Source organism: Faecalibacterium sp. Marseille-P9312 (assembly GCF_902497445.1).
Taxonomy (GTDB): Bacteria; Bacillota; Clostridia; order Oscillospirales; family Ruminococcaceae; genus Faecalibacterium; species Faecalibacterium longum.
The window spans coordinates 76936-94729 of the sequence record NZ_CABVEW010000001.1 but is presented as its reverse complement, the minus strand read 5'-3'; the positions used below and the strand labels follow the sequence as shown (position 1 = coordinate 94729).

18 protein-coding genes are annotated in these 17794 nt (G+C 60.6%); all 18 read right to left on the bottom strand.

Features of this window, described 5'->3' with window-relative positions:
* Positions 1 to 15: 15 nt before the first annotated feature.
* Positions 16 to 699 carry a metallophosphoesterase gene (locus F3G95_RS00495; RefSeq protein WP_149793331.1) on the bottom strand — a complete coding sequence of 228 codons (684 nt, stop codon included), beginning with the start codon at positions 697 to 699 and terminating at the stop codon, positions 16 to 18.
* Positions 700 to 727: 28 nt separating this feature from the next.
* The gene (gene thrC, locus F3G95_RS00490) at positions 728 to 2188 is read right to left on the bottom strand and encodes a threonine synthase (protein ID WP_188117490.1); all 1461 of its coding nucleotides are present in this window, start codon (positions 2186 to 2188) and stop codon (positions 728 to 730) included.
* Positions 2189 to 2286: 98 nt separating this feature from the next.
* Complete coding sequence (locus F3G95_RS00485) at positions 2287 to 2652, bottom strand: YraN family protein (protein WP_015564084.1); 366 nt, start codon at positions 2650 to 2652, stop codon at positions 2287 to 2289.
* Positions 2652 to 3296, bottom strand: a complete 645-nt coding sequence (locus F3G95_RS00480) for a ribonuclease HII (protein ID WP_149793329.1) — start codon at positions 3294 to 3296, stop codon at positions 2652 to 2654. The genes F3G95_RS00485 and F3G95_RS00480 overlap by 1 nt, the downstream gene beginning before the upstream one ends.
* On the bottom strand, positions 3293 to 4216 hold the full coding sequence (gene ylqF / locus F3G95_RS00475) for a ribosome biogenesis GTPase YlqF (protein ID WP_149793328.1): 924 nt from the start codon (positions 4214 to 4216) through the stop codon (positions 3293 to 3295). Before ylqF ends, F3G95_RS00480 begins: the two co-directional genes overlap by 4 nt.
* A complete protein-coding gene (gene lepB / locus F3G95_RS00470; RefSeq protein ID WP_149793327.1) occupies positions 4213 to 4755 on the bottom strand; it encodes a signal peptidase I in 543 nt (180 codons plus the stop codon). The genes ylqF and lepB overlap by 4 nt, the downstream gene beginning before the upstream one ends.
* 132 nt (positions 4756 to 4887) lie before the next feature.
* A complete protein-coding gene (gene rplS, locus F3G95_RS00465) occupies positions 4888 to 5229 on the bottom strand; it encodes a 50S ribosomal protein L19 (protein WP_149793326.1) in 342 nt (113 codons plus the stop codon).
* 204 nt (positions 5230 to 5433) lie between these two features.
* Positions 5434 to 6078, bottom strand: a complete 645-nt coding sequence (locus F3G95_RS00460) for a TIGR03936 family radical SAM-associated protein (protein WP_149793325.1) — start codon at positions 6076 to 6078, stop codon at positions 5434 to 5436.
* On the bottom strand, positions 6053 to 7915 hold the full coding sequence (locus tag F3G95_RS00455; protein WP_149793324.1) for a TIGR03960 family B12-binding radical SAM protein: 1863 nt from the start codon (positions 7913 to 7915) through the stop codon (positions 6053 to 6055). The genes F3G95_RS00460 and F3G95_RS00455 overlap by 26 nt, the downstream gene beginning before the upstream one ends.
* A gap of 48 nt (positions 7916 to 7963) precedes the next feature.
* Positions 7964 to 8413: a peptidase gene (locus F3G95_RS00450; protein WP_149793323.1), complete on the bottom strand. Its 450-nt coding sequence runs from the start codon at positions 8411 to 8413 to the stop codon at positions 7964 to 7966.
* The gene (locus tag F3G95_RS00445) at positions 8410 to 8949 is read right to left on the bottom strand and encodes a M23 family metallopeptidase (protein WP_149793322.1); all 540 of its coding nucleotides are present in this window, start codon (positions 8947 to 8949) and stop codon (positions 8410 to 8412) included. Before F3G95_RS00445 ends, F3G95_RS00450 begins: the two co-directional genes overlap by 4 nt.
* Before the next feature lie 82 nt (positions 8950 to 9031).
* A complete protein-coding gene (gene ppk1 / locus F3G95_RS00440) occupies positions 9032 to 11338 on the bottom strand; it encodes a polyphosphate kinase 1 (RefSeq protein ID WP_149793321.1) in 2307 nt (768 codons plus the stop codon).
* 33 nt (positions 11339 to 11371) lie between these two features.
* Positions 11372 to 11707 carry a helix-hairpin-helix domain-containing protein gene (locus F3G95_RS00435; protein ID WP_149793320.1) on the bottom strand — a complete coding sequence of 112 codons (336 nt, stop codon included), beginning with the start codon at positions 11705 to 11707 and terminating at the stop codon, positions 11372 to 11374.
* A gap of 78 nt (positions 11708 to 11785) precedes the next feature.
* A complete protein-coding gene (locus F3G95_RS00430; protein ID WP_149793319.1) occupies positions 11786 to 12619 on the bottom strand; it encodes an HAD hydrolase family protein in 834 nt (277 codons plus the stop codon).
* The gene (locus F3G95_RS00425; RefSeq protein WP_149793318.1) at positions 12616 to 13548 is read right to left on the bottom strand and encodes an RluA family pseudouridine synthase; all 933 of its coding nucleotides are present in this window, start codon (positions 13546 to 13548) and stop codon (positions 12616 to 12618) included. Before F3G95_RS00425 ends, F3G95_RS00430 begins: the two co-directional genes overlap by 4 nt.
* Before the next feature lie 3 nt (positions 13549 to 13551).
* Positions 13552 to 14028 carry a signal peptidase II gene (gene lspA / locus F3G95_RS00420; protein ID WP_149793317.1) on the bottom strand — a complete coding sequence of 159 codons (477 nt, stop codon included), beginning with the start codon at positions 14026 to 14028 and terminating at the stop codon, positions 13552 to 13554.
* A gap of 73 nt (positions 14029 to 14101) precedes the next feature.
* Complete coding sequence (gene ileS, locus F3G95_RS00415) at positions 14102 to 16897, bottom strand: isoleucine--tRNA ligase (RefSeq protein WP_149793316.1); 2796 nt, start codon at positions 16895 to 16897, stop codon at positions 14102 to 14104.
* Positions 16898 to 17013: 116 nt separating this feature from the next.
* On the bottom strand, positions 17014 to 17778 hold the full coding sequence (locus tag F3G95_RS00410) for a DivIVA domain-containing protein (protein ID WP_149793315.1): 765 nt from the start codon (positions 17776 to 17778) through the stop codon (positions 17014 to 17016).
* Positions 17779 to 17794: the final 16 nt, after the last annotated feature.

Below are 17794 nucleotides of genomic sequence, written 5' to 3'. Positions count from 1 at the left end.
GTTCTGGTCTCTGCCTCAGTTGATGCGGTAGGGGCAGAACCGCAGACCATCAGCGCTGACAAGCTTGTAGCGGATGCCGTCCACATCGCCCTGCACCGCATAGCGGATGGCATTGCCGTGCAGATGGCCGTAGTAGCAGGTCCTGATGCCGTAGGCTCTCAGTGTCGCCACGATCTCGGGGGCGCTGGTGCCGGTGTAGACCGGCGGGTAATGCAGGAACACCAGCTTTTCCAGCCCGGGTTCTGCGGCATCGAGGCTCATCTTCAAGCGGCCTATCTCCCGATTCATCACCTTTTCGTCGTGAGGCTCCCCCACATCGAACAGCCAGCCCCGGGTGCCGCAGATGGCGTAGCCCTCCACAGAGTAGGAGTTGTTGTGCAGGATGTGGAGCGTATCGAAGCCCTCGGCCTTCAGGTAGGCGTTCATCTTGTTGGCGGTGGTCCACCAATAGTCGTGATTGCCCTTCATGATGAGCTTCTGGCCGGGCAGCTGCTGCAGAAATTCGAAATCCCTGCGGGTATCGGTGAGACGCATGGCCCAGCTGATGTCGCCTGCAAGGACGATGGTGTCCTCGGGCTTTACGAGCTTGCGCCAGTTGGCCTCCAGCCGCTCCACATAGCCGTTCCAGCCGGGGAAAACGTCCATCGGCTTGGAGCCGCCCAGGGAAAGGTGGGTATCGCCAAGCACAAAAAGTGCCATAGTTTATTTACTCCTGTTCTGGTTTTCGTCAAGCCTGACAGCCCAGTGCCACCTCCGCGATCTGAGCCGGGTCGATGACGGTGCTGAACCGCTCGGCCTTCTGCCGCAGGACTGCGAGACTTGCGGGAGCGGTGCGGCCGGTAGCCTCTTCCAGCGCCTGCATGGCCTCGAAGTCGTTCTCCGGGGCAGTGTGGCCCAGAGCTTCCAGCACGCTGCGCGGGAACTTGAAGGGCGAGGCGGTGGAAAGCACCACCATCGGCACGCCGTCCCGCTTCTTCTGGGCGGCGACATGGAAAGCCACCGCCGTATGGGTATCGCAGAGGTAGCCGTCCTTCTCGTAGCGGGCGCGGATCTCCCCTGCCACCTGTTCCTCACTGCTCCAACCGCAGTCGAAGCTCTCCTGAATGGCCTTCAGCGTCTCGGGACGGACGGTGTAGCGGCCCGTCTCGTTCAGGCTCTTCATCAGGCCGGCCACTTCGGCATCGCTGCCGGTGACGTGGTAGAGCAGGCGCTCAAGGTTCGAGGACACGAGGATGTCCATGCTGGGCGAAGTGGTCTTATAGAACTCCCGCTTTGCAGTGTAAGTGCCGGTGGAGAGGAAGTCGGTCAGGACGTTGTTCTGGTTGGAGGCGCAGACCAGCTTGCCGACGGGCAGGCCCATCTGCTTTGCATAGTAGCCGGCCAGAATGTCGCCGAAGTTGCCGGTGGGAACGCAGAAATCGACCTTGTCGCCAAAGCTGATTTTTCCCGCCTTGAGCAGCTGGGCATAAGCGGCGAAGTAATAGACGATCTGCGGCACGAGGCGGCCCCAGTTGATGGAATTGGCGCTGGAAAGGCGGATGTTCCGCTCGGCCAGTTTGGCCGCAATGGCTTTATCACCGAAGACCTTCTTCACGCCGGTCTGGGCGTCGTCGAAGTTGCCGCGCACGGCATAGACAGCGACATTTGCACCCTCCTGCGTGGCCATCTGCAGGCGCTGGATCTCGCTGGTGCCGCCCGTGGGGTAGAACACGGCGATCTCGACGCCCGGGATGTCGTGGTAGCCGTCCAGTGCGGCCTTGCCGGTGTCGCCGCTGGTCGCCACGAGGATGAGGGTCTTTTCGGTGCGGGAGAGGTTCTTCTTTGCCTCCACGAGGAGCTTCGGCATCAGCTGAAGGGCATAATCCTTGAAGGCGCAGGTCGGGCCGTGCCACAGCTCAAGGGCATAGGTATCGCCCTCCACCGGGGCCAGATAACCGGCCTTGCCGCCGAAGGCCTCACCATAAGTCGTGCGAGCAGCCTCAGCGAGGAAGTCTTTCGAGTAGTCGGTCAGATATTCGCTGACGACGGCAGCGGCCAGCTCCGGATAATCCAGCTGGCACAATGCCTCCACGTCCACCTGCGGAAAACTTTCCGGGACGAACAGGCCGCCCTCATCCGACAGGCCCTGTGCGATCGCCTGAGAGGCGGTCACAATGCGGGAATGGTCTCTCGTGCTGAAAAATTTCATCGTTATCGCTCCTTTTTGCCAGAAGGCCCATCACTTGGCCTCGTCGTGCGGCAGCGGCCCAGAGCCGTTTTTCTGCCTTTTCCCACCGGCACTTCCTGCTATTTCGCGCAAAAAGCACCCTTTATAATATGTACCATCCAGCGCCCGCTGTCAAGAGGGACGACTTCGGCCACGTCGAAACGTACCGGCTCGTCGCTCTGATGGGTGCTTTGGAGATACCATGCGGCGGATGCGATGATACGGCGCTGCTTGGCGGCGTTGACCGCCGCAGCGGGGGTATCCAGAGAGTCTTTGGCGCGGGTCTTTACCTCGCAGAACACCAGTGTTCCGTCCGGTTCCCGCAGGATGAGGTCTATCTCCCCCATCCGGGTGTGATAATTGTGGGTGATGAGGGCCGCGCCCTGTTTCTCGTAGAAACGCGCGGCAGCTGCTTCTCCCCTGCGGCCTGTCCCGGCCCGGTCCATCACTTGCCCTCGGGCCAGTAGCCCTGCTTTTTGAGGAAGCTGCGGCGGTAGAACGGCTGAATGCCGTACTGGGCAATGAGTTCATAGTGGAGCTTGGTGCCGTAGCCCTTGTGCTTTGCCAGCTGATACTGGGGATACTGCTTGTCCAGCTCCAGCATATAGCGGTCACGGCTGACTTTGGCCAGAATGGACGCTGCGCCGATGCTGGAGCTGGTGGCGTCGCCCTTCACCACCGGCTGTGCGGGCATGGTCAGCCCGGCCGGGATGCGGTTGCCATCCACAAGGACGAGGTTCGGCACGATGTCCAGCCCCTCCACGGCCTGACGCATCCCGCCCATGGTGGCATTCAGGATATTGTCGCGGTCGATGATGTCGGGGCCGACGAAGACGATTTTGTAAGCCAATGCCTTTTCAACGATTTGGTCGAAAAGAGCTTCCCGCTTTTTCTCGCTCAGCTTCTTGGAGTCGTTGATGCCGTAGACCGGAGCCTCGGGGTCAAGGATGCAGGCGGCCACGCAGACCGGGCCGCACAGCGGGCCGCGGCCCGCCTCGTCTACGCCTGCAAAGCAGCCGTACTGCGCCCGGATGTCGGCATCGTAGGCGTAGAGCGGCGCGGAGATCTCCTCATCCGTCCGACGCTTCATTCCTCGTCCTCCTCGGCAAAGTCGGCCATGTCGTCCCGCTGGGGCGGGCGCTCAAGGGAGATGCGGCCCCACTTGCAGGCGCGGAACTCATCCACCAGCATCACGGCACAGCGCTCGGTGTTCACCTCACCGCCCCGCACCAGCAGACCGCGCTTGCGGCCGATGGCTTCCATCAGCTCGTAGGGCGGCAGAGCCAGCGTCTCGGCGTCCAGCTTGTAGCGCTGGGCCACGAGGTCGGGATAGTTGCGGCGCACCTCATCCAAAAGGTTCATGGCCAGCTCCTCCACATCAAGGATGTCATCCTTGATGGAGCCGATGAAGGCCAGATTCGAGGCGATGGTCTTGGAATCAAACTTCTTCCAGAGCACACCGGGCATATCCAGCAGGTCAAACTTTTCGGTGCTGACCCACTGCTTACCCTTGGTCACGCCGGGACGGTCAGCCGCCTTGGCGCGGGCAGAGCCTGCGAAGGTATTGATGAAGGTGGATTTGCCCACATTGGGGATGCCGCAGAGCATGACCTGCGTCTTGGCACCGGCCATGCCGCGGTTCTGGCGGCGTGCCAGCAGGCCGGACAGTTCCTTTTCGATCGCGGCCTTGACGGCGTTCGCGCCGCCTTTCTGCTTGGCGCTGATGGCGACACAGCCCGCATCCGCCTCGTGGAAGTAGCGGATCCACTCTTCCGTCACGGCGGGGTCGGCGAGGTCCGCTTTGTTCAGCGCATAGAGCTTGGGCTTGCGGGCCGTGATGCGCTCGATCTCCGGGTTGAGGCTGGACAGCGGGATGCGGGCGTCCAGCAGTACAAGGCTTGCGTCAACGTGCTGGATCTCCTGCTCCATCATCCGCAGCGTCTTGGCCATATGGCCCGGGAACCACTGGATGGCATATTGGTTTGCAAACCGGGTGTCCTGATTGTTCATTTTACTACTCCAAAATCCGAAAAGGGCAAAAAGCAGAGCAGCACTTTGCCCAGTATATCCTGTTCGTCGATGCAGCCGACATAGCTCGAGCGGCTGTCCAGCGAGGCGTTGCGGTTGTCGCCCATCACAAACACCGTCCCCTCAGGCACAGTGTACGGGAACTCCACATCATAGCCCAGATAGGTCGGCTCTGCGATGTAATCCTCTTCCAGCACCTTTCCATTGACCTCTACCGTTCCGGTGGCATAGTCGATGGAGATGGTGTCGCCGCCTTTGGCGATGACACGCTTGACCAGAGGGCGGCCATAGCTGGTGTAGCTGTCCACGATGACCACATCGCCCCGCTGAGGCTCATAGCCTGCGCCCCAGACGACGAGCTTATCGCCGTTTTCCAGCGTAGGCACCATCGACTCGCCGTCCACCTGAATGATGCGGAAGAAAAAGGAAAACACCAGCACCAGCACCAGCGCCGCCGAAATAAGCGCTTCGTACCATTCCAGCAGGCCCTGACCACGGACAGCAGGCTGTGACTGTTCCATATCCGATGCACCTCTTTATCCGGGCTTCTGCCCGTTTTTATTTTCTCTGTCTCTGCGCCAAAAGCGCCGTATAACAGAAAAAAGGGGACAAACGAGTTGTCCCCTTTTCTCCCGCTTTGAAACGGGGAATCATCAAATATCGCTCTTGACCTTGGCAGCCTTGCCGGTACGACCACGCAGGTAGAACAGCTTTGCGCGGCGGACCTTGCCCTTACGGACAACAGTGACCTTCTCGACGAAGGGGCTGTTGATGGGGAAGACACGCTCGATGCCGACGCCGTAGGAAACGCGGCGAACGGTAAAGGTCTCTGCGACGCCGCCGTGCTTCTTAGCAATGACGGTACCCTCGAAAGCCTGGATACGCTCGCGCTCGCCTTCCTTGATACGAACATCAACGCGGACGGTATCGCCGACGTTGAACTGGGGCTTCTCAGCCTTGATGCTGCCTTCAGAAATAATCTTCAGTGCGTCCATTTTGAATTCCTCCATTTGTTTTTAGACGTTCATACACGGCGAACTGCCGTCAGAGGACCGCCCGTTTAATGATATGTGTCATTAACCCCGCTGTGGTCTCAGCGGACACTAACGCCTTAATAGGATAGCACAAACCGCCCGTAAAAGCAAGCGTTTCGGGCAAATTTATGCAAAAATTTTCGCTCTGGCTTTGATAGACCGTTCTTATTCGAACTTCTGCTTGTCTGCCGTCAGAAATTCGGTGCGCAGGATGGAGGCGTTCGCCGCCGGGACCCCGAATTTTGCTTCCAGCGCCGCCGTCAGCAGTGAGGGGTTCAGGTTCAGGTCCTGCGAGGCAGGCAGGCAGACCGCAAAGCTCACGCTCTCCCCCTCCGTCTCAAGCTCGAGAGTGGGGACATATTCCTTCATCTCGACCATCCTGACGCCGCGCTTGCTCTTTTTCTCCACCGGCACGCTGTCGAGGGCATTGTACTGCGCAAGCTTTTCCGCGGCATCCGCCGGGTAGCGGATGCGGTAGCAGGCGTAGGCGATGGCGTCGGCCTTCATCTTCACCGGCTCCACGCGGTAGACCTCGATTCCGGCAGGCATGATGGCGTTCAGCGCCGTCTGCCACTGGGCAAAATCGGGGTTTTCGGCCTCGGTCTTGACATCCACGCACTCGCACTGGCTCTCCTGCCCCAGCGAGAGCGGGCAGGCAAAAGTCATATAGATGTGGGGATTGAAGCCCAGCGTATGCCACACCGGCAGGCCGCTGCGCTTGAGCACCCGCTGCATCACCCGCTGCATATCCAGCAGGGAGATGTAGGAGGCTTCGTTCATCTTCTTAAACGAGATCCTTACTGTAATCAAAGCACGGTCCTCCTAACAGATGGTTTGCGCCGCAGCCGTGGCAGGCACGGTTGCAGGGCTGAGTTGTCTGAGCCGCGAGGGCCTTGTTGTACTCCCGCACCAGATATTCGTGGGTGACGCCGTAGTCCATGTGGCTCCACGGGGTCACTTCGTCCAGACCGATCGCGCGCTGGCAGTAGAACTTGGGGTCAATGCCCATGTCCTCGAAGACCTGCATCCAGGTGTCGTACTTGAAGCACTCTTCCCAGCCGTCAAAATAGCAGCCGCGCTTGTAGGCCTCGAGGATGACGGGAGCCAAGCGGCGGTCGCCCTTGGCAAAGACGCCCTCGAGGAAGCTGGTGGTGCTGTCGTGGTAGTTGACCTTGATCTTGCGGCTGTGAACGCTTTCGAGCAGGTGCTTCTGCTTGGCCTGCAGCATCTCTTCGGTGTCCATCGGGACGAACTGGAAGGGGGTGTGGGGCTTCGGCACGAAGCAGGCGCAGCTGATGGTCACCTGCACGCCGCGGCCCTTGGCGTGCTTGGGATTGGAGTAGAACAAATCGACCACTTTCTGAGCGGTCTCGGCGATGCCCTCGATGTCCTCCATCGTCTCGGTGGGAAGGCCCATCATGAAGTAGAGCTTGACGGAGGTGTAGCCGTTGGCAAAGGCCAGCGAGCAGGTCTTTTCGATTTCGTCCCAGGTGACGTTCTTATTGATGACGTCGCGCAGGCGCTGGGTGCCGGCCTCAGCGGCAAAGGTCAGGCCGCTTTTTCGCACCTTGGTGGTTTTTTCAATGAGGCTCTGGGAGAAGTTGTCCATCCGCAGAGAGGGCAGCGACAGGCTGACGTGCTCTTTCGGCGCCCACTCGTTCAAATCGTCCAGCAGCTCTTCGAGCTGGCTGTGGTCGGAGGTGGACAGGCTGGAAAGGCTCAGCTCCTCGTAGCCGGTGTTGGCGCAGAGGTCCTGTGCGGCCTTGTTCAGTAGGCTGGCGTCGCGCTGGCGCATGGGGCGGTAGAGGAAGCCTGCCTGACAGAACCGGCAGCCGCGCACACAGCCGCGCAGCACCTCGACGCTGGCGCGGTCCTGAATGGCGCCCACCATCGGGACGACGAAGTTGGTCGGAGGCGCAAAGTCGTTCAGGTTCTTGATGATGGCCTTGGTGATGACCGCCGGGATGCCCGGCTCGTTGGGGGTGATGGACTTGACGCGGCCATCCTCGTAGTATTCGATGTCGTAGAAAGCCGGGATATAGACGCCGGGGATCCTGGCGATGCGGAGCAGCAGCTCTTTCTTGGAGACGCCGCCCTCCTTCTTAGCCTTTTCGATTTCGGCGCAGATGCCGGGCAGCTGGTTTTCGCCCTCGCCCAGCTGGACGACGTCGAAGAAGTCGGCGATGGGCTCGGAGTTGCAGGCACAGGGGCCGCCCGCCACGATGAGGGGCCAGCTCTCGTCGCGGTCTTTCGAGTAGAACGGGATGCCCGCCAGATCCAGCATGGCGAGGATGTTGGTGTAGGACAGCTCATATTGGAGCGTAAAGCCCACAGCGTCGAAAGCCGTGAGGGGGTCTTTGCTCTCCATCGTGTAGAGGGGCAGGTTCAGGCGCTCCATCTCAGCCTTCATATCCAGCCACGGCATAAAAGCGCGCTCACACCACCAGTTTTCGTGGCTGTTCAGCAGCTCGTAGAGGATTTTTTCGCCCAGAAAGGACATGCCTACTTCGTAGGTGTCCGGGAAGCAGAACGCGAAGCGGACGTCTACCTCGTCTTTATTTTTATAGACGCTGCCCGGTTCGCCGCCGGTGTAGCGGCCCGGCTTCTGCACCCGGGACAGCGCTTCTTTCAGTTTCGGATCAAACATCAAGTTCCTCCATTTAACAACACGGATTGCATATTTATATATTCTACCCTATTTGGGCGAAGATTGCAACAGACATCGCAGCATTTGAGCTCCATCCAGCGGTGGGACAGGCAGAAGGTTGAACGCCCCGGTGAGCAGATTGGCCGCAAGGAACGCACTGCCCCGGATGGTCGCACACTGTTCCATCCTCATTGCCCAGATGGCGGCCAAGAGGCCATTCATGCCCGGCCCGGCGGCAGCGAGCAGAAAGGTCTGCCCCCGGGTGAGGGTCTGACCCCATGTCCGCATACAGAAACCGGTCATGGTCACTTCGATGACGGGAAAGCACCGGAACAGGAGCAGATAGACGAAGATATGACCCATTTCGTGGAGGACGGCGGCGCACAGGCCGATGCGCAGGAAGCCGCTGGCGTCGAACCAGAGCAGCAGATACAGCGCCCCGCAGAGCAGCAGCGGGTCACGGAACACCAGCGGCCCCAGCCGGACGAGCCGCCTCATGGCAGGCCCAGCAGAGCCCCCGCATCATAGCGGACGCCCTGTTCCAGAAGCTCAAAGTGGAGGTGCGCCCCGGTGGAGCGGCCCGTCTCCCCCGCTGTCCCCAGCGGCTGACCCACCTGCACCACCTCTCCGGCCCGAACGAAGAGATACTGCAGATGGGCGTAAAGCGTCTCCTGCCCGCCGCTGTGGCTCAGGCGGAGGTAGTTGCCGTAGGCCGCGCTCCGCCGGGCGGCAGTGACGACGCCATCCATTGCGGCCAGCACCAGCGTGCCTTCCGAACAGGCGAGGTCAGTGCCGCGATGGAACGCCTCTTCGCCGGTGATGGGGTCGGTGCGCCAGCCGTAGGCGTCCGAGACCCGCCATGCCGTCGTACCCAGCGGGAAGCAGGCCGTCTGCGCGGGCCTTACCCGTTTCAGCGAACAGCCCTCGGGCGCGGCTTTTGCGGCACAGGCCCGCAGAGCGGCCACGCAGAACAGGACAGCGCAGAACACCGCAAAAATCACCCATCCTTTTGTTTTATGCTGTCTTGTCCCCATCGGCGTCCCTCCTGTTTCCTGTACTGTATGCGGCAGGACAATATAAAATGCCGCCGGCCTTGCGGGCCAGCGGCATCGGGGATCATTTCAGGAAGTGTTCGAGCAGGCGGCTCAGCAGACCGGTGCGGCGGGGGCGGCTCTCGGTGACGACAATGGGCATCGGGGCGGGAGCGGCCTTTTCCGGCTGTACTGGCTGTTTTTCCGGCTCTGTGGGTCTTGCGGGCTGAGGTGCCGCCTTTGCCGGTGCGGCAGGCTTTTCCGGAGCCTTGACGGGCTGGGGCTTCGGCGTCTCAGCGACAGAAGCCGGTGCAGGCGCTTTGTCGCGGGCCGTCCAGTCGTCGCGGAGAAGGTCGTACATTCCCATCTGGCTGTTCACCAGCGGCTCGCCGGGGGCTGGCTTGACTTTCTGGTAGCTGCCGTCCGGCTGCATCTCGCGGGCGTTGACGTTGTCGCTGAGCTGGAGGCGGAGGATGCTGTCCAGCTTCTCCTTCAGCACGGGGTCTTCCACCCGGACGCCGACTTCCACGCGGCACTCGGTGTTGCGGGTAAGAAAGTCGCCGGATGCGATATAGATGCGGGTGTTCACGCCGTCATAGAAGCTGTAGATTCGGCCATGCTCGAGGTAGCGGCCCACGAGGCTGCGGATGTGGAGGTTTTCGGTCCTGCCCGGCACACCGGCGCGGACGCAGCAGATGCCGCGGACGATCATGTCGATGCGGACACCGGCACAGCTGGCTTCCTCGAGCTTGAGGATAATATCTCTATCAGAGATGGAGTTGTTCTTCAAAATCATGGAAGCCGGGCGGCCCAGACGGGCAGCGTTGATGACCCGGTCCATCTCATCCAGCAGCACGCTCTTGAAGCGGAGGGGTGCTACCAGCATCTTTTCGCTCTCCTCCGTCAGTTTCTGCACGGCAAGGTTCTGGAAGACGTTGGACGCTTCCTCGCCGATGCCGAGGTCGGCGGTGATGAAGGAGTAGTCGGTATAAAGCTCACTGGTCTTCTCGTTGTAGTTGCCGGTACCGATTTGGGTGATGTAGGAGTAGCCGTGGGCGCTCTTTTTGGTGATGAGAGTCAGCTTGGAGTGGACTTTGTAGTCGTCAAAGCCATAGATGACCGTGCATCCGGCTTCCTCGAGGTGCTTCGACCAGTCGATGTTGTTCTGTTCGTCAAAGCGGGCGCGCAGCTCCACCAGCGCCACGACTTCCTTGCCGTTCTCGGCGGCTTCCACGAGGGCCTGTACGATTTGAGATTCACGGGCCATGCGGTAGAGCGTCATCTTGATGGAGATGACGTCGGGGTCCTGCGCGGCCTTTTTCAGCATCGCAATAAAGGGGCGGATGGACTGGTACGGATAGCTCAACAGCACATCGTGCTTTTCCACCTCGGCGGCAAGGTCATAGTCCTGCGGAGGCAGCATAGGCCGGGCAGGCGTATAGAACAGCTCGGGGTGGCCGTCGGACTCCATGCGGGAGGTGAGCTTGTAGAAGAAACTCAGGTCAAGAGGACTCTTCTGGACGAAGACCCGCTTGTGGGTCAGCTCGAGGCGGCTGCAGAGCAGCTGAGCGACCTGTGGTGCGGCGGGGATGACCTGCAGACGGACGGCGGCCAGCTTGCGGCGGCGCTTGAGCAGATCGGCCATGATCTCGCGGTAGTCGATGTCATGGTCCATCATGCCCTCTTTCACGTCGATGTCGGCGTTGCGGGTGACCCGGAAGAGGCACTTTTCCTGCACATTTTCCTTGCCGAAGATGAGGGCCGCATAATGGAGCACCAGCTCCTCGGTCAGGGCAAAGCAGGTCTCATTGTCCTTCCGGACGAAATGCATCCGCTCCATCTGGCTTGAGATGGGTACGATGCCGAGGGTGTGCTCCGAGGTGTGCTTTTCGTGAAGGAGGACGCCGAGATAGATCTCCTTATTGCGCAGGAACGGGAACGGGTGGCGGCTGTCCACGATCTGGGGGCTGAGGATGGGGAAAAGCTCACTCTGGAAATACTTTTTCCAGAAGTGCTCGTCCTCTTTGCTCAGCTTATCGAAATCCACCTTGCGGTAGCCGCAGGCAGCCAGATTTTCCAGCGCTTTGGCGTAGTATTTGTCGCAGTCCTCCTGGAGCTGAGCGGTCTTGGGCATGATGGCGGCAAGCTGCTCTTCCGCCGTCATGTTCGTCTTGTTTTCCCGCTTTTCCTTCTTGCCGCGCATGAGGTTGGCGCGCTCCTGGAGCGAGCCGACGCGCACCATGAAGAACTCGTCCAGATTGGAGCCGTAGATGGCCAGAAACTTGAGCTGTTCGGCCAGCGGGACATTTTTATCCTTGCCCAGCACCAGCACGCGGCGGTTGAAGTCCAGCCAGCTCAATTCCCGGTTGATAAAAATGCTCTCTTCACTCATGATAACTCCTTTTTCCCGAGAAGGTCTCCCCTCTCAGCTCACATAGGCGAGGCCCTGCCATTCGTCTATCATATCCTGCGTAACGCCCGACACCTGTGCCACCTCATCGAGGCTCTGGAACCGGCCATAGGCAAGACGATATTCCAGAATGGCTCTCGCTTTCTTCTCCCCGAGGCCGGGCAGTGTGGTCATAGCGTCCACCCCGGCGGTGTTGAGGTCCACGCGGAAGGACTCCCGCAGAGGCTCGACTGCCGCTGACGAAGCCTGCGCCGGGGATGGCGGCACGGCATACCAGAACGCCAGACTGACAATGCAGACCGCCGCTGCTGCCGCCAGTACCAGAAAGCGGCGCTCACTAGGGCTTAACATAGTTTCTCTCATTGTACTCGAAATCCTTCCAAAAAGAAAGTCTCCTGCGGAAAATTTGCAGGAGACTTTACACAATTTTTACGATGCAGCTTCGGCACTTCGCACAAGGCCATAGAAAAACTCTGCAGCGGCGCCGGTGTCGTGGTCGGTCAGGGTCGTCTGGCTTGCGGCAAGGCGCAGCTCCACCGGGGCATCTGCCGGAACGACGCTCTGCCTGGCCTGACGGACCAGCTCGAGCATCTGGCTGCACCCGGCGGCGACGGTGAGCTGGTCAGCCGTGCAGTTGACGGGCAGGCAGACCGCACCCAGCATTGCTTCCGCCGAGACGGCACCCGGTGTCAGCACTATGACATCCATACCGGTGCGCTCCGAGCGCAGCATGGCGGCATTGTCTCCCAGTGCCTTTTCCAGCAGGGCCTGAATGGGCAGCTGCTGACGGTCCTGATAGAGCAGGATGCGCAGCACGTCCTCACCCTTGACGTCGGCGGGACTGCACAGCGTAAAGGGGGTGAACTCCCGGCGCAGATGGCGCTCGAGGGCGGTGCTCATCCGCAGCACACGGGTAGAGCCGTCGGCCATCTGCAGCGCGATGCCGAGGCCCACAGCTGCGGGCAGTTTTTTGAAGATGGACTCCTCACAGCCCGCGAAGCTGCACAGCGGCTGGCCGCTGCCCTCCGAGAACCGGTAGGCCAGCGTACCGCCGCAGGTGAGCGCGGGCGCAGCAAGGCGCAGTCCACCCAGCACGGCGCGGACGGCCCGGGGCGAACGCTGGGTGAAGACCGTCAGCCTGCCGCCCCGGCTGGAAAACAGCTGGAGCACATCCCGCACGACCTGCGGCATATTGCCGTCACCGGCCAAAAGGAGATGGTCCAGATCGCAGAGTACGAGCGTAGAATCGAGAAGTTTCGTCATACAGTCCCCCTCCTGAGCGATGCAATAAAGTGGGTGAAATACTCCGGCAGCTCCGAGTTGAAGCGGAGATGTTCCCCCGTGATGGGGTGGATGAAGCCCAATGTCTTTGCGTGGAGACACTGGCCGTGGAGCCTGGTGATGCAGTTGTGGGGGCCATACACCGGGTCGCCCGCCACGGGATGCCGGATGGACGCCATGTGGACGCGGATCTGATGGGTGCGGCCCGTCTTGAGGCGGCATTCCAGCAGGGTAAAGCCGCCGAAGCGCTCCAGCACCTTATAGCCGGTGTAGGCATACTTGGTGTGGGGCTCGCTGGCCGGGTAGACCGCCATCTTCTTGCGGTCGGTCTTGGAGCGGCCCAGATTTGCCTCCACGAAGCCCTCGTCCTGCGCAAAACCGCCGTAGACGACGGTCTGGTAGGCGCGCTCCACGCTGTGGACCGCCATCTGCTGGGACAGGCCGATGTGGGTGGCGTCATCTTTCGCCACCACCAGCAGGCCGCTGGTGTCCTTGTCGATGCGGTGGACGATGCCGGGGCGTATCTCGCCGCCGATGCCCGAGAGGCTGCCCTTGCAGTGCCAGAGCAGGGCGTTCACCAGCGTGCCGTCCGGGTTGCCCGGAGCCGGGTGGACGACCATGCCCTTGGGCTTGTTCACCACCAGAAGGTGGTCGTCCTCGTACACGATGTCCAGCGGGATGTCCTGCGGCACAGCCTCGATAGGCTTTGCGTCAGGAATTTCCAGCAGGATGGTGTCCCCCGCCTTGAGCTTGAGGCTCTTGGCGATGCTTTTGCCGTTGCAGAGCACATGACCCTCAGCCACGAGGCCTTGTAGCGCACTGCGGGAAAGGCCGGTGTCTTCCCCGCTGAGAAAGCGGTCGATACGCTGGCCTGCGGCCTCCGCCTCCACGATAAATTCACGCTGTTCCATGGTTTACTGCTCCTTCGAGGGCTTATCTTCCACTTCTTCCAGCAGGATGACCAGCACCCAGAGCGCCACACCGACGCAGACGAGGATGTCGGCGAAGTTGAAGACTGCAAAGTCGATGAACAGGGGGTTGATGTAGTCCACGACCTCACCGTTCAGCACACGGTCGATGAGGTTGCCGATGCCGCCGGCCAGCACGAGGATGAAGGCGATCTGCTGCAGGAGCTTGCCGCGGCTGCGGAAGAACAGCAGATAGGCTACGAGCAGCAGCGCAGCGCTGGTGGCGAGGATAAGGAAGAGCTGCTTTCCGCTCAGCAGGCTGAACGCCATGCCCTGATTGAGCACGAAGCGCAGCTCCACCACATGCGGGATGACGGTGATGGCCTCCACAGGGGCCAGATACTGGGTAGCCCAGAGCTTGATGGCCTGGTCGATGCCCACCAGCGCGGCCACACAGACCAGATTCAGAATGACATATGCCATAGTTTCTCCTGATTTTTTGAAAAAGGCGGCGCCCCCTTTTGCGCCGGGTGCGCCGCCAGAGATACGAAATGGTTTAGCCCTCCACAACAGCGGCGCAGCGTGCGCACAGAGTGGGATGAGCAGCGTGGGTGCCGATGTCTGCGGAGTACTTCCAGCAGCGCTCGCACTTGTCGCCGGTGGCGTGTGCAGCAGCAACGCCCAGGCCCTCGACGGCGCTGGCTGCGCCGCCTTCGCCCTTGACCAGCTCCACATGGGAGACGATCATCAGGTCGGCCAGCTCGTCCATCGGGATGCTGTTGAGCAGGTCGTAGACGGCGTCATTGCAGTACAGAGTGACGGAAGCCTCGAGAGAAGCGCCGATCTGCTTATCTGCACGGGCCTGCTCGAGGACCTTCTTGACCTCGTCGCGGACAGCGATGAGCTGCGCCCACTTGGCCTTGAAGGCATCGTCAGCTGCGTACTGGCCGGCCTTCGGCATATCCTCGAAGACGACGTACTTGTTCATAGCCTCGGTCTTGGGCAGGAAGTCCCAGATCTCCTGGCTGGTGAAGCAGAGGATGGGAGCGATGATCTTGTCCAGAGCGACGAGGATCTTGTACATCGCGGTCTGCGCAGCCTTGCGGCCGGTGCCGTTGGTGCAGTACAGACGATCCTTGGTGACGTCCAGATAGAAGTTGGACATGGCCACGACGCAGAAGTTGTAGACAGCGTGGTAGACCTTGTTGAAGTCATACACAGCATAACCGGCGTTGGTGTTGACGATGAGGTCATCCAGCGCAGCCAGAGCCCAGCGGTCGATGTCCTGCAGCTGGTCGTCAGCCACACAGTCGGTGTTGGGGTCGAAGCCGTCGAGGTTGCCCAGAATGAAGCGGGCGGTGTTGCGGATCTTGCGGTAGGCCTCGCTCAGCTGCTTGAAGATGTTCTTGCCGGCACGCACATCGACGGTGTAGTCGGAAGAAGCCACCCACAGGCGGATGATGTCTGCGCCGTAATCCTTGATGATCTCGCTGGGCTCGACGCCGTTGCCGGCGCTCTTGTGCATCTGCTTGCCCTGCTCGTCCACGACCCAGCCGTGGCACAGAACGGACTTATAGGGTGCGCAGCCCTTGCTTGCGACACTGGTCAGCAGGCTGGACTGGAACCAGCCGCGGAACTGGTCGCCGCCCTCCATATACAGATCGGCCGGGAATCGCAACTCGGGACGCTCTTCCAGAACGGCAGCATGGGTGGAGCCGGAGTCGAACCAGACGTCCATGATGTCGGTGTCCTTCGTCCACTCGGAAGCGCCGCACTTCTCGCAGACTTCACCAGCGGGGATGATCTGCTCAGCGTCGTACTTATACCAGGCGTCAGAGCCCTCCTTGCGGAACAGGTCGCTGACGGCCTTGATGGTGGCGTCGGTGATGTGGTAAGCGCCGCACTTCTTGCAGTAGAAGGCCGGGATAGGCACACCCCAGGTGCGCTGACGGCTGATGCACCAGTCGTTGCGGTCGCGCACCATGCCGTGCATACGGTCATGGCCCCAGTCGGGCATCCAGGTCACGGTGTCGATGGCCTTGTAGACGTCCTCACGGAACTTGGCGATGGAGCAGAACCACTGCTCGGTAGCACGGAAGATGATGGGGTTGTGGCAACGCCAGCAGTGCGGATACTGATGCTTGATGTGCAGCTGGCCCATGACAGCGCCAGAGGCGGTCAGGTCGGCCAGAATGGTCTTGTTGGAAGCCCAGACGCGCTGGCCTGCGTACTTGCCGGCCTGCTCAGTCAGATAGCCGCCGTCGTCCACGGGGACGGTGATGGGGATCTGGGGGTACTTCTGGCAGACGTTGAAGTCATCGACGCCGTGGCCGCCGGCGGTGTGGACGCAGCCAGAGCCGCTTTCCAGCGTGACGTGGTCGCCGAGGATGACCCAGCCTTCCTTGGGCAGATAAACGTGGTTATAGCGCATCAGCTCGAACTCAGCGCCGCTGACCGGCTCTCCCACCACCTCGTAATCGGTGATGTGGCAGGCATCCATGACGCTCTTGACGAGGTCAGTGGCCATGATGTGGAACTCGTCGCCGATCTTGACGAAGGAGTACTCGAACTGGCCGTTCAGGCAGATGGCCTCGTTGGCGGGCAAGGTCCAGGTGGTGGTGGTCCAGATGACGAAGTAGGTCTTCTCCATCGGGATGCCGTGCTTTGCCAGAACGCCGTTGGGGTCCTGAGAGACGTGGAAGCGGACGAAGATAGAGTCGCACTCGTCCTCGCCGTACTCGATCTCGGCCTCAGCCAGAGCGGTGCGGCAGTCGGGGCACCAGTAGACAGGCTTCAGACCCTTGTAGATATAGCCCTTCTTGGCCATCTCGCCGAAGATCTCGATCTGACGGGCCTCAAACTCGGGCTTGAGGGTCAGATAGGGATGCTCAAAATCGCCGATAACGCCCAGACGCTTGAACTGGTCGCTCATGATGTCGATGTGCTCGGTGGCGAACTTCTCGCAGATCTGGCGCAGCTCGAGCTTGGAGATGTCCTTCTTCTTCTCGCCGACGGAGGACAGGGCCTTCAGCTCAATGGGCAGGCCGTGGGTATCAAAGCCGGGTACATAGGGAGCCTGGAAGCCCTCCATGTTCTTCTCGCGGATAATGATGTCCTTGATGATCTTATTCAGCGCGGTACCCATGTGGATATTGCCGTTGGCATACGGAGGGCCGTCGTGCAGGATGAACTGAGGTTTGCCCTCGTTGTGCTTCATGAGCTGGTTGTACAGGTCGTTGTCGTCCCAATCCTTGAGCATGACCGGTTCCTTCTTGGGCAGGCCGGCGCGCATCTCAAACAGGGTCTTGGGCAGATTCAGAGTACTGTCGTACTGAGACTTATTCTTAGCCACTGGTTTTACACTCTCCTCTATTGGTTTTGCAGTCGCAAACAGCGCAGCTATGCGCTTATTTTATCAAAACAGCTTTACGGCACACAAATGATGCCTTGCTGTCGATGCTTAGGGAATTATTCGCTGAAGCTCACGCCCTGAAAGACAGCGTTGGGGTCTGCCGGGGGCGGGTCGAGCTTGAGCTGAGATTCGTCCTTCTCCCAGAAGTCCTCGCCAGCCTTCTCGGGGGCGGCGTCTTCCGTCTCGGCAGCGTCCGCAGCGGGTGCTGCTTCCTCGGTGGTATCGGCATCCTCGGTTTCGGGCAGCTCAGCCTCGGCATCCTGTGCGGGGGTCTCTTCTTTCTGCTGGAACTCCGGCAGACGGCTCAGGGACTCCACATGGGTGCGGTAGAGGTTCAGCACGTCGGACTTGAAGCGGGTGACCTCGAGACGAACGCGGTCATACTCACGCTCTTCGGCCAGCTTTTTGTCGTTGGCCTCGCTGATGATCTCGTCGGCGCGGTCGCTGGCCTTCTGCAGCAGCTCGTTGGCATCCCGGATGATATCGTCGCCGCGCAGATTTGCACGGTGCAGGATGTCCTCGGCCTTCTGGTTGGCCTCGCGGATGACGTTTTCGCCCATGCGCTGCGCGTTGATGAGGGCGCTCTTGAGCATATCGCCGTCGGCCTCATAGCTCTGCATATTGCGGCGCAGAGTCTCGTTCTCGGCAGTCAGGTCGGCCACCTGCTTGCGCAGGGCCTCCATCTGCTCCGCATCCTGCCCGAGCTGCTGCTCTACCTTATCCAGAAAGCGGTCAACATCCTCGGTACGGTAGCCGCGGAGGTTTTTTTCGAATTGCACAGAGCGCACGTCCTGCGGTGTCAGCATAATGATCTCCTCCATTTTATCCAGTCGTCCT